This is a genomic window from Luteimonas sp. S4-F44 (assembly GCF_022637415.1).
Taxonomy (GTDB): domain Bacteria; phylum Pseudomonadota; class Gammaproteobacteria; order Xanthomonadales; family Xanthomonadaceae; genus Luteimonas.
Genome location: NZ_CP093340.1, coordinates 2,386,204 through 2,398,730 on the forward strand (window position 1 = coordinate 2,386,204; position 12,527 = coordinate 2,398,730).

Here is a 12,527-nt window from a genome sequence, read left to right on the forward strand (position 1 = left end):
GCGAGCAGCTATCGCGGCGCACGGCGCAGGCTTCAGATCAACGGCGGATCGCGCTCGCGATCGAAGTTGCGATGCTGCGCCAGCGCCTTGACGAAGCGTCCGATCGACGCTTTGCCAGCATCGCGGGCCACGATCAACGCGGCATCCTCGCCATTGACCGGAATGCCAGCCGCCTCGAGCAGATCGGCGCCGTTGCCGAAGGCCAGGATCGCCTTGCAATGGCGGAACTGGTCGCTGACGAACTCCACTGCGCGCCCGTCGCGCGCCAACTGCCCGGCACCCTCGCCGCCCGGGATCGCAACGCCGTCGAACAGCACCGACGGCTCATTCTCCAGCGAGGCATCGGCATCGAGGCTGGCGCCGTCAGCGGCGGTGAACGGCCCCACGCGTGGGCCGACCAGCCGGCCGACCGCGCCTTCGGCCAGCAGGGTCTTCTGCAGCGCGGCGACCTGGTCGGCATTGCTGCCCTCATTGACCAGGATCGCGATCTTGCGCGTGCGGATACCCGCCTCGCCCGGACGCGCGAGCATCGACAGCGCCGGCGACACCTCGACCTCAGGCGCCGGCGGGTCAGGCAACACGCGCGGCATCGGCTCGGGCAACGGCATGCCCAGGCCCGCGGCGACCTGCTCGGCGAGATCGTCGGAGACATTGCGCAGCATCGACACCACCCGCTCGCGGATCGCCGGCACGGTCACCTTCGACAGTTCGAAGCGGAACGCAGCGACGATGTGCGCCTGCTCGATCTTGGTCTGGCTGTTGTAGAACAAGGTCGCCTGGTTGAAATGCTCGGCGAACCGCTCGGGCTTGCCGCGCACCTCGTCCTGCTCGACGGGCTCGGGAAACGGCACGAAGCCGGCCTTGCCGGCCTGGAACGGACAGCCGCCACCGAGCGAGTTGGGCTCGTAGGCGACCTTGCCGCGATGGATCGCCTGCCGGTGCATGCCGTCGCGCTGATTGTTGTGGACCGGCGCGATCGGGGCATTGATCGGCAACTCATGGAAGTTCGGACCGCCGAGCCGCGAAATCTGGGTGTCGACGTAGGAATGGATGCGTCCGGCGAGCAGCGGGTCGTTGGTGAAGTCGATGCCCGGGATCACGTGCGCGGTGCAGAACGCCACCTGCTCGGTCTCGGCGAAGAAGTTGTCCGGATTGCGGTTGAGCACCAGACGCCCCAGCGGGGTCAGCGGCACCAGTTCCTCGGGCACGAGCTTGGTCGCGTCGAGCACGTCGAACGAGAAACGCTCGGCGTCGTCTTCGGAGAACACCTGCACGGCCAGTTCCCACTCCGGATACTCGCCCGCCTCGATCGCTTCCCACAGGTCGCGGCGATGGAAGTCGGGATCGCAGCCGGAGATCTTGACCGCCTCGTCCCACAGTTGCGCATGCGTGCCGAACACCGGCGTCCAGTGGAACTTCACGAACGACGACGCGCCCTCGGCGGTCACGAAGCGGAAAGTGTGCACACCGAAGCCTTGCATCATGCGGTAGCTGCGCGGGATCGCCCGGTCCGACATCTGCCACAGCAGCATGTGCGTGGACTCAGGCATCAGCGAGACGAAATCCCAGAACGTGTCGTGCGCGGACGCCGCCTGCGGCATTGCATGGTGTGGCTCGGGCTTGACCGCATGCACCAGATCCGGAAATTTCATCGCGTCTTGGATGAAGAACACTGGGATGTTGTTGCCGACCAGGTCCCAGTTGCCCTCGTCGGTGTAGAACTTCACCGCGAAGCCGCGCACGTCGCGCGCGGTGTCCTTCGAGCCCCGCTCGCCGGCCACGGTCGAAAAGCGCACGAACACCGGGGTGATCTTGCCCGCTTCCTGGAACGGCGCCGCGCAGGTCAGCGAGGGCACCGCCTCGTAGCATTCGAAGTACCCATGCGCGCCCGAGCCGCGCGCGTGCACGATGCGCTCGGGAATACGTTCATGGTCGAAGTGGGTGATTTTCTCGCGGAGGATGAAATCCTTCAGCAACGCCGGGCCGCGCAGTCCCGCCTTGAGCGAGTCCTGGTTATTGGCGACGGGCACCCCTTGATTGGTAGTCAACCGCTGCCCGGTGGCGTCGACGCGGACGCGGTCGAGCGACTCGACAGTGGGGTTGGCACCGGGCGCCGGCCGTGTGCCGACCTTCGCCGACGCATTGGATTCACCCAGGGTGCTGGCGGTCGGCAGATCCGAGGGCGGCGTCGCCTGCTGTCCGGCCGGGGGCGTGGTCGCGCGTTCGCGGCCGTATTCGGATGCCTTGTTCTCGTTGTGGGCGAACTGCGCGGCGAGAACCTCCGTATCAGCCGCTTGCTCGGCCTGGAGATCGCCGGCACCCGGTGCGGGCGCCTTGGACGCCGCACTGTCGGACGCGCGCGCGGCGGACACCTGCTGCGCAGCCTTCGAGGCTGCGGGTCGCTTCGTGGATTTCGTGGACTTGGCCATCTGGGTGGTGCTCCTGGACGCCGGGGATCGAATCTCCACACGCTAAAGCGGCCGATGTGCGGGCGCCGTGCACATGCTGCGGCGCACCACGACCGACCACGCGAGTTGTGCCGACCCACGGCGCCGGCCGGCGATGCCTCCGGCTCAGTGCGCCCGGGCGAGCAGCGCGAGCGTGGCCTCCAGTGGCTGCGGCCCTCCGAAGTGGTAGCCCTGCGCCTGATCGCAGCCATGGGCTATCAACCAGTCGCGCTGCGCCGCGTCTTCCACGCCCTCTGCGATGACCAACAGGCCCAGGCCGTGGCCCAGATCGATCAGCGCCCGGCAGATGGCGGCGCTGCGCACGTCGTCGACGACATCCCGCACGAAAGCGCGGTCGATCTTCAGCGAATCGAGTGGCAACTCGCGCAGGTACGCCATGCTCGAGAAGCCAGTCCCGAAATCGTCGATCGACAGACACGCGCCCTCGTCGCGCAGCCGCCCCATCTGGGCGCGGACCGCGTCGGGATCGCGCAGCAGCACGCTCTCGGTCAATTCAAGGTGCAGCGCACCTGGGCGCAATGCGTGCACTTGGCGCAGCGCCCGGATCGCATCGGCCGGTAGCCCGGCCTCAAACTGCACCGCCGATACGTTCACCGCGATCGCGACGTCAGCGCCCGCATCGGCCAGCCGGCGGCTCGCACGCGCCGCCTCCTCGATGACCCAGGCCCCGATCGGCACGATCAGACCGGACTCCTCGCACAGCGGCACGAACAGCGACGGGGGGACGAAGCTGCCGTCGTCCTGGCGCCAGCGCAACAGCGCCTCGAACGCCACCACGCGGCCATCGCTCAGGCGCTGGATCGGTTGGTAGAACAACTCGAACTGGCGCCGGTCGAACGCCTTGCGCAGGCGCCGGAGCAGCGCCAGCCGCTCGGCCGCCTGAACGGCCATCGCCGTGTCGTAGCGCACAACCGCGGTCCGCCCGCGTCGTGCCTGGAACGCCGCGAGTGCGGCGTGCGCGATCACATGTTCGGCGCCGCCGTCCTCGCACGGCCCGTCGGCCAAGCCGATCCAGGCCTCGAGCGGGAACATGCCGCCATCGGCTTCTACCGGCGACTGGCTGGCCGCGACCAGGTCCTCGACCAACGCCGGCAGGTCCGCAGGATCGAATGCGGCAATCGCGAAGGTCTCGGGCGGCGCATGGCCGCCGAGCCCGTAGCGCTCGGCGATCCGCGCAAACCGACCGGCCGCTTCGCGCAGCACCGCCTCGCCGGTCCGGCGCCCGAGTGTGGGGGCGATCAACTCCAGGTCGCGCAACTGCACATAGGCGATCGAGAATCCATCGCAGGGGCGCGTCGCGCATTGCGCGTCGAGCTGCTCGGCCAGCGCGGCGAGCGTCAACATGCCGGTCGCCGGATCGTGGCTGGCACGCCAGGCCAGTTCGCGCTCGTAGACCAGGCGCGCACCGATATCCTCGGCCAGCACCAGCCGCGCGCGTGCGCCGTCCATCTCGATGTCGCGGGCGTGGACACGAGCCTCGATCCGCCGCCCGTCTTGCGTGACCAGCGTCCAGGTCCGCTCGCTGCTGCCCTCACCTTGACGCAGGATCACATCGGTGCCGACATCGCGGTCCTCGGGCGCGAGCAGATCGGTCACGCGCATGCCGACGAACGTCTCACGGCTGTAGCCATACACCTCGATCGCCGCTTCGTTGACCGCGAGCACGTCCAGCGTGCCCACGTCGTAGAGCCAGGCCGGCAGTGGATTGCGCTCGAACAACTGGCGGAACTGCATCTGCGCGCGCTCGATCCGCATCTGCGCATCGCGCCGCTCGGTGATGTCGATCACCGTCCCGGTCATCACCTCGCGACCGCCGTCGGTCACGGTCGCGCCGCTGCCCTTGAGCCAGCGGATGCGGCCATCGGGCAACACCACGCGGTACTCCTGCTCATAAGGCTGGCCGCTGCCGCGCAACTGCGTGAACTGGGCGAGGGCCTTGCTCCGGTCGTCGGGGTGCATGCGCGCGAAGAAGGCGTCGAGCGCGATCGTGCCGCCTTCGGGCACCAGGCCGAACAACGCCGCCATCTCGTCGGTCACGCGCACCCGGTCATCGCCGGCCTCGATCCGCCACACGCCAATCTGCGAGGCCAGTTGCGCCTGCCGCAACCAACGTGTCTGGGTCTCGATCTCGGCCAGCAGCCCGGTCTGCGCGCGTTCGTTGGCGCGCAACCGCGCCAAGACCGCCGCCAGCGCGATCCAGTACGTCGCGACCAGTGCCAGCGCCGTGCCGACATAAAGGCGCCATGGCGCCAGCACCTCGCGCACACTCAAGCCGCCGCTGACCACCAGCGGGTAGTCGCTGGTGCGGCTGAACCCCATCGCGCGATCGATGTGGTCGAGCGAGCTGACCCGCCGGATGTTGAAGCGCGCCCCGTGCGATGCGGCCAGCGCGGGCAGCGCGACCCGACGTCCGACCTGCGACGGGCCGCGGCCGAACCGCGAGACCACGCGCCCATCATGGGTGTAGATCACGATGCTGCCGAACCGGCCGACATCGAAGCCGACGGTCATCGCGTCGAGTTCGCGCGTCAGAAGCCTGGCCACCAGCCACCGGCCGTGGCCGTCCGGGAACGCGAGCGGCAACTCCCAGCCGGCATCCCCGCGCCGCAGCCCGCCCAGGCGCAGCGCTGCCGGTCCGGCGGCGGACTCGGCGGTCCGCCAGGCGTGCAGGTCGGGCACGTCGGGGCCGGGCGAAAGCGCGCGTCCCTGGGCGTCGCACAGCACGATCGAGGCGAGCTCCGCGTGGCGAGCGACAACGCCCCCGATCGCGTCCTGCACCCGCGCGGGCACCGGATCGTCGCCGAGATCGGCGGCGATCCCGCCCAGCGCGCGCTCGATGTTGCGCAGTTCCAGGTGCAGCAGCCGATCGACACCGGTCGCCATCGCCAGGCTCTGGCGATCGGCGGCCTGCATGCGCGTCTGCCGGTCGAGCAGCAACAACACGACCACGCCCACGCTCAAGGCCACGCCGAGCGCCAGTCCGATCACGCGCACGGGCGCAGTCGAGCCACTTCGGCCGCTCCTGCGCTCGATAGCCTGCTTGCTCGGCATTCCGAACTCCCCTGCTCGGCTCCGCGATTTGGTGTGGTGCGACCGTGGTCGGAGACAGTGCAACAGGCGGGCGCTGCTCGATGGTAGGCGCGGGCGACGTGTGCGTGGCGTCACGCTCTTCGATACTAAAAGCTGCGCCCTGCGACACAGACAGACAAGCGGTTCACACCGAGCTCGCCCGCCACAAGGCCACCATGCGCCACCCGCCTTCCTGGAGCGCAGCCATGACGCGTGAATCCGATATCGCCTCGGACCCCCAGCCCGACCAGCCGCAACAGGCCGACAATGTCGCCGTCAACGACCGGATCGCCGCCCGCGGCGCCGACTACGCGCACGACAACAACCCATCGGCCGAGGGCAACGATCCGGCGCTGATCACCGGCCCGACATTCGTCCGTCGGGTGAAGGCCGACGGCACCGTCGAAGCGGCGTCGCCGGATGCCGACCGCCAGGCGTCCGACGACAACAGCGACGCCGCGCCCGACTGAGCGGCATGCGCACGGCCACGCCTGGTCCTCGGCATGGCGTGGCGCAGACCCCGCGCCGCCGCCGTGTCGGGACCGCGGTATCGGCCTCGCTACCGGCATCATCGGTCGTCTGACATGCGTGGTCGCCGCGTGCTCACGCGTTCTCGCGCGTCCGTGCAGCCTTCTTGGCGGCCGCCTTGCGACCGGCCGCGCCCTTGGTCTTGGCGGCCTTCTTCGCGACGGCCGAGCGGTCGGCTGCGGTGCGCTTGGACGCCGCCTTCTTGGCCTGGGTGGACAAGGCTTGTTTGCCGGCGACTTGCTTGGCCGATGTCTTTTTGCTCGCCGTCTTGAGCGCCTGCTTGGCGCCGCGGGAGCGGGCCGCCGACGGGTGCGCGTCGGTGCCGGCCTTGGCCGCATCCTGCGCGGCTTTCTTCTTCGTCGCCTTGGACGCCGTCTTGCCGGGTTTGGCATCGACGCCCGCGCGTCGCGCCTTCGACAGGCCGATCGCGATCGCCTGCTTGGTCGATTTGGCGCCGTGCTTGCCCTCGCGGACGTGCTCGATCTCCTCGCGCACGAACTCGCCGGCCTGGGTGCTGGCGGACTTGCCCTCGCGCTTGGCCTTCGTGGCACGGGCGGTGGTCTTCTTCTCCGGCATGGCACGCTTCCTCGATGGACGAGAGGCTGCGATTAGCAAGCCACCGATCAAGGACATGCGACCCCGCGATGTTTTCGCCCGGGCTTTCGCGAAAAAAATGCGACACCCGACGTGAGCGCGAATGGCGTCGATCTTCTAGAATTCACGCGCCCCCAATCTCCGGAGTCCGCCATGACCTCACCTCTCGCCTATCGCCGCGTCCTGCTCAAGCTGTCCGGCGAGGCGCTGATGGGGGATGAGGACTACGGCATCGACCCGAAGGTGATCGGCCGGCTGGCCGAAGAGGTCATCGAGGCGCAGAAGGCCGGCGCCGAGCTCGGCCTGGTCATCGGCGGCGGCAATATCTTCCGCGGCGCCGGACTGGCTGCCGGTGGCATGGACCGGGTGACCGGCGACCAGATGGGCATGCTGGCCACGGTCATCAATGCGCTGGCGATGCAGGACGCGCTGGAAAAGCGCGGCGCGCGCGTGCGGGTGATGAGCGCGATCAAGATCAACGATGTCTGCGAGGACTACATCCGCCGCCGCGCGATCCGTCACCTGGAAAAGGGCCGGATCGGGATCTTCGCCGCCGGCGTCGGTACGCCGTTCTTCACCACCGATTCGGGGGCTGCGCTGCGCGCGATCGAGATCGGCGCCGACCTGCTGCTCAAGGCGACCAAGGTCGACGGCGTCTACGACGCCGACCCCAAGAAGGTGCCCGGCGCCAAGCGCTACGACCGCCTGACCTACGACGAGGTGCTGGGTCAGGGCCTGGAGGTCATGGACACCGCGGCCTTCGCGCTGGCCCGCGATTCCGATCTGCCGCTGCGCATCTTCGACATGGGCCAGCCCGGCGTGCTGCTGCGGATCCTGCGCGGCGAGCCGATCGGAACGCTGGTCCAGGGACGCGGCTGAACCCGCCGGCCGGCACGGGGCGCCCGCCGCCCCGCGCCAGTCCCGGCCGCTTATAATCCTCCGATTCAGCACACGGACCGGGGGCGCGCATGCTCAACGACATCAAGAAAGACACCCAGACCCGCATGGCCAAGAGCGTCGAGGCCCTGCGCCACGCCCTGGTCAAGGTCCGCACCGGCCGCGCCTCGACCGCCCTGGTCGACCACCTGAAGGTCAACTACTACGGTTCGGACATGCCACTGACGCAGGTCGCCAGCGTCACCGTGAGTGATGCCCGCTCGCTGACCATCACCCCCTGGGAAAAGCAGATGGTGGGCGCGGTCGAGAAAGCGATCCTGGGCTCCGACCTCGGCCTGACCCCGAATACGGCCGGCACCACGATCCGCCTCAACATCCCGGCACTGACCGAGGAACGCCGCCGCGACCTGACCAAAGTCGTCCACGGCGAGGGCGAGGACGCCAAGGTCGCGATCCGCAACATCCGCCGCGATGCCAACCAGCAGGTCAAGGAGTTGCTGAAGGAAAAGCTCGTCTCCGAGGACGACGTGCGCCGCAGCGAGGACGAGATCCAGAAGATCACCGACAAGGCGATCAAGGACGTCGACGATGTGGTCAAGGCCAAGGAACAGGAATTGATGGCGGTCTGAACAGCCGGGACTCGGACGACGGGAATCGGGAACCGAGTCCTGCGTCGTGCCCCCCTTCCGCAGCAGGCTGCGATGCAGACGGACCGCTCTTGAACGATTCCGCATTCCCCAATCCCGATCAACCGGTCCCCAGGCACATCGCCGTCATCATGGACGGCAACGGCCGCTGGGCGGCACGCCGGCGACGGCCACGGGCGATCGGGCACCGCGCCGGTGCACGGACGGTCAACCTGTGCATCGACTTCTGCCTGGAACGCGGCATCGAGGCGTTGACGCTGTTCGCGTTCTCCAGCGAAAACTGGGGACGGCCCGAGGACGAAGTCGGGGCGCTGATGAAGCTGTTCCTCGGTGCGCTCGATCGCGAAGTCGGCGAGCTGCACCGCCGCGGCGTGCGTCTGCGCTTCATCGGTGAGCGCGCGCGCTTCGGCGAGGCGCTGGGCGCACGCATGGCCGCGGCCGAAGCGCAGACCGCCGGCAATACCCGGCTGGCACTGAACGTCGCGGCGAGCTATGGCGGCCGGCAGGACATCGCGATGGCGGCGCGCGCACTGGCCCAGGACGTGGCCGCGGGCCGCCTGCGCCCGGAAGACATCGACGAGGCCGCGGTCGGCGCACGGGTCGCCCTGGCCGACCTGCCGGCACCGGATCTGTTCATCCGCACCGGCGGCGACCTGCGCATCAGCAACTTTCTGCTGTGGCAGTTGGCCTATACCGAACTGTGGTTCACGCCGACGCTATGGCCGGAACTGGGCGTGGCGGAACTCGAACAGGCCCTGGCCGCCTACGGCTCGCGCGAGCGCCGATTCGGCCTGACCGGCGAGCAGATCGCTGCGACCGCGCCGCACAAGGAGAGCATCGAATGACAAGCACGCGCATCCTCGCCGCGCTGCTGATGGCCCCGACCGCCATCGCCGCCGTGCTGCTGCTCAACACCCCGTGGATGGCGGCCGTCTCGGCCATCGTGTTCCTCGCCGCCTTGTGGGAATGGCTGCGGCTGGCCGGCGTCGAGGACACGCTCGCGCGCACCGCGCTGCTGCTGCTCAACCTGCTGCTGATGGTCGCCATCGTCTGGGGATCGGCCACCGGCGGCGGCTCGCTGGTGCTGCTCAAGATACTGACCATGGTCGGCGTGCTCTGGTGGCTGGCCGCAGCACTGTGGCTGCGCCGCTACGATTTCGCCGCCGAACCCGATGCCCGCGGGCGGATCTTCAAGCTCGCCGCCGGCACGCTGGCGGTGATCCCGGCGTGGGCGGCGTTGTGCGTGATCCACGCCAATGAAGGCGGCGAACATGGCAACCGCTGGCTGCTGCTGGCGCTGGCGATCGTCTGGGCCACCGACACCGGCGCCTATTTCGCCGGTCGCCGCTTCGGCCGCCGCAAGCTGGCGCCGCGGATCAGCCCCAACAAGACCGTCGAAGGCCTGGCCGGCGGTATCGTCGCCGGCCTCGTCGTCGCGCTGGCCTTTGCCCCCCTGGCCGGCGCGCAGCTCGCCCAGCTGCCGCTGGTGGCCGCGGTCGCCGTGCTGACGGTGCTGGCCTCGGTGGTCGGCGACCTGTTCGAAAGCCTGCTCAAACGCCAGGCCGGCGCCAAGGACTCGGGCACCCTGATCCCTGGCCACGGCGGTGTACTCGACCGCATCGACAGCGTGCTCGCCGCGTTGCCGGTGTTCGCGTTCGGGCAGATCTGGCTCGGGTTCTGAACACGATGGCCGCCCCGCTCCGCTGCCTGCCCCGCCGGGCCGACGCCCGATGATCCGCCGTGTCGCCGTGTTCGGCGCGACCGGCTCGATCGGCACCTCGGCGCTGGACGTCATCGCCCGGCATCCACAGCGCCTGCGCGCCAGCGTGCTCGCGGCCGGCAGCAATGTGTCCGCACTGATCGCGCTGTGCGCTACACACCGGCCCGACCATGCGGTGATCGCCGACCCATCGGGCTTGACGGCTCTGCGCAGCGGGTTGCGCGCGGCCGGCCTGGCGACGCAGGCCCATGCCGGTATGGCGGCGCTCGATGCGCTCGCGGTCGACGCCGAAGCCTGCGACACGGTGGTCGCGGCGATCGTCGGCGCCGCCGGACTCGACTCCACGCTCGCCGCATTACGCGCCGGCAAGCGGGTGCTGCTGGCCAACAAGGAATCGCTGGTGCTGGCCGGGGATCTGATGATGCGCGCCGCGCGCGAGGCCGGCGCGGTCATCGTGCCAATCGACAGCGAGCACAACGCGATCCACCAGTGCCTGCCCGCCGACGGCGACCGCAGCGGGGTGGCGCGAATCGTGCTGACCGCATCCGGCGGCCCGTTCCGTGGCCGTGACCGGGCGGCACTGGCCGAGGTGACCCCGGCCCAGGCGGTCGCCCACCCCAAATGGTCGATGGGCCCGAAGATCTCGGTCGACTCGGCAACGCTGATGAACAAGGGCCTGGAACTGATCGAGGCCCACCACCTGTTCGCCACGCCGTCCGAGCGCCTGGACGTACTGGTGCACCCGCAGAGCCTGGTGCACTCGCTGGTGGAGTTCATCGACGGTTCCACCCTCGCCCAGCTCGGATTGCCGGACATGCGCACCGCGCTGGCGGTGGGCCTGGGCAGCCCGGAGCGCATCGCCTCGGGCGTGTCGGGGCTGGACCTGCTGCAGCATGGCCGGCTCGACTTCGAGGCGCCCGACACCGACACCTTCCCTTGCCTGGCGCTGGCGCGCGCGGCGTTGATTGCCGGCGGCACAGCCCCGGCGCTGCTGAACGCCGCCAACGAAGTCGCGGTTTCAGCCTTTCTTCAGGGACGGATTCGTTTTCTAGCCATTCCAGCGCTGGTCGAGCATGTGCTCGCCGCGCTCCCCACCCTGCCTGCCGATTCGCTGGACGTGTTGCGCGATGCCGATGCGCAAGCCCGGCGGGCCGCTGGGCAGGCGATCGATTCCGGTGTGGTCCATTGAGCGTGCGCGATGTCTGAATTCTTCGGCTCGGTGTGGTGGCTGATCGTCAGCCTGGGCGTGCTCGTGACCTTCCACGAGTTCGGGCATTACTGGGTCGCGCGCCGCTGCGGGGTCAAGGTGCTGCGCTTCTCGATCGGCTTCGGGCGCGCGCTGTGGTCGCGCCGTGGACGCGACGGCACCGTGTACCAGATCGCGATCCTGCCGCTGGGCGGCTATGTGAAGATGCTCGACGAGCGCGAAAGCCCCGTGCCGGCCGACCAGGCCGCCCACGCCTTCAACCGCGCCTCGGTCTGGAAGCGCATCGCGATCGTGGCGGCCGGCCCGCTGGCCAACCTGCTGCTGTGCGTCCTGCTGCTGTGGGCGATGTTCGTGATCGGTCGCCCCGACTACGCGCCGGTGGTGGGCCAGAGCACCGGCATCGCCGAAGCCTCGGGCCTGCGCCCCGGCGACCGCGTCGACCAGGTCGGCGACCGGGCCACCCCGACCTGGTCGGAGGTCCACCAGGCGCTGCTGCCAGCTGCGCTCGACCATCGCGACATCGCGCTGCACGTCACCGATGCCGGCAACCGGCAGGTCGTGCGCGATCTGCGTCTGTCGCAGTTGCCCGACGACTTCGACCAGCGCCGCTTCACCCAGGCCATCGGTCTGCTGCCGCGGCATCTGCTGGTGCCGCCGCTGGTGGGACGGGTCGAGCCCGACAGCGCCGCCTGGGGCATCCTGGCCGAGGGCGATCGCGTGACCGCGGTGGACGGCAGCCCGGTGCGCGCGTTCGAGGACATCGGTCCGCTGGTCCAGCGGCTGGGCGAACGCGGCGGTGCGGCGATGATCGAGGTCGCGCGCGACGGCGAGCGCCTGGCGCTGGAAATCACTCCCGGGCGCATGGACCTGCCCGAGGGCCGCGGCCAGTACTGGGCGCTGGGCATCGCGCCCCCGCGCAACCTGCCGATGCCCCCGAAGGACGCGATGCAGCGCTACGGCGTGGTCGCCGCCGCCCCGGTCGCGGTCCGCGAAGTCGGCCATCTGGCCGGACAGCTGGTCGGCATGATCGGGCGGGCGTTCTCCGGCCGGGTGGCGCTGGAGAACACCGTCGCCGGGCCGATCACCATCGCCCGGGCGGCCAACACCTACGCCCAACAGGGCGCGGCCTGGTATCTGACGATCCTCGCCCTGCTGTCGCTGAGCCTGGCGATCCTGAACCTGCTCCCGATCCCCCTGCTGGATGGGGGCCACCTGTTGTATTACCTTATCGAGTTGGTCAAAGGCAGCCCCGTGAGCGAGCGCACGATGGTGGCCGGGCAGTATGTCGGCCTGGCCCTGCTGGCCAGCCTGATGGGCCTGGCGTTCTACAACGACATCCTGCAACTGGTGCGCTAGACGACTGCCCCGACCCGGTTTCCGCCGCCCAGCGCCGGACT

General features: G+C 69.5%; 10 protein-coding genes. 7 read left to right on the forward strand and 3 right to left on the reverse strand.

From position 1 onward, the window contains the following. Positions 1-32 precede the first annotated feature (32 nt). The gene (locus tag MNO14_RS11005) at positions 33-2,429 is read right to left on the reverse strand and encodes a catalase (protein WP_241943788.1); all 2,397 of its coding nucleotides are present in this window, start codon (positions 2,427-2,429) and stop codon (positions 33-35) included. 144 nt (positions 2,430-2,573) lie between these two features. Continuing rightward, entirely contained in the window at positions 2,574-5,462 is a 2,889-nt protein-coding gene (locus tag MNO14_RS11010) for an EAL domain-containing protein (protein ID WP_241943789.1), read from the reverse strand. A gap of 281 nt (positions 5,463-5,743) precedes the next feature. Here MNO14_RS11010 and MNO14_RS11015 point away from each other — a divergent pair, with 281 nt between their 5' ends. Then, complete coding sequence (locus MNO14_RS11015) at positions 5,744-6,007, forward strand: hypothetical protein (protein WP_241943790.1); 264 nt, start codon at positions 5,744-5,746, stop codon at positions 6,005-6,007. 133 nt (positions 6,008-6,140) lie between these two features. Here the strand turns inward: MNO14_RS11015 and MNO14_RS11020 are convergent, their stop codons facing one another. Continuing rightward, the gene (locus MNO14_RS11020; RefSeq protein WP_241943791.1) at positions 6,141-6,641 is read right to left on the reverse strand and encodes a DNA-binding protein; all 501 of its coding nucleotides are present in this window, start codon (positions 6,639-6,641) and stop codon (positions 6,141-6,143) included. 171 nt (positions 6,642-6,812) lie between these two features. On the opposite strand from MNO14_RS11020, the gene pyrH reads away from it, so the two are divergent. The 6 genes from pyrH (at position 6,813) to rseP (ending at position 12,486) form a co-directional block, all read left to right on the forward strand. Then, a complete protein-coding gene (gene pyrH / locus MNO14_RS11025; protein ID WP_183425800.1) occupies positions 6,813-7,538 on the forward strand; it encodes a UMP kinase in 726 nt (241 codons plus the stop codon). A gap of 89 nt (positions 7,539-7,627) precedes the next feature. Next, entirely contained in the window at positions 7,628-8,185 is a 558-nt protein-coding gene (gene frr / locus MNO14_RS11030; RefSeq protein ID WP_241943792.1) for a ribosome recycling factor, read from the forward strand. Between the two features lie 149 nt (positions 8,186-8,334). After that, a complete protein-coding gene (gene uppS / locus MNO14_RS11035) occupies positions 8,335-9,048 on the forward strand; it encodes a polyprenyl diphosphate synthase (RefSeq protein ID WP_241946322.1) in 714 nt (237 codons plus the stop codon). Further along, positions 9,045-9,884 (forward strand): phosphatidate cytidylyltransferase, encoded by an 840-nt coding sequence (locus MNO14_RS11040; RefSeq protein ID WP_241943793.1) that lies wholly within the window; start codon positions 9,045-9,047, stop codon positions 9,882-9,884. Before uppS ends, MNO14_RS11040 begins: the two co-directional genes overlap by 4 nt. Positions 9,885-9,933: 49 nt before the next feature. Then, positions 9,934-11,112 (forward strand): 1-deoxy-D-xylulose-5-phosphate reductoisomerase, encoded by a 1,179-nt coding sequence (gene dxr / locus MNO14_RS11045; protein ID WP_241943794.1) that lies wholly within the window; start codon positions 9,934-9,936, stop codon positions 11,110-11,112. Between the two features lie 9 nt (positions 11,113-11,121). Continuing rightward, a complete protein-coding gene (gene rseP / locus MNO14_RS11050) occupies positions 11,122-12,486 on the forward strand; it encodes an RIP metalloprotease RseP (RefSeq protein WP_241943795.1) in 1,365 nt (454 codons plus the stop codon). Positions 12,487-12,527 lie beyond the last annotated feature (41 nt).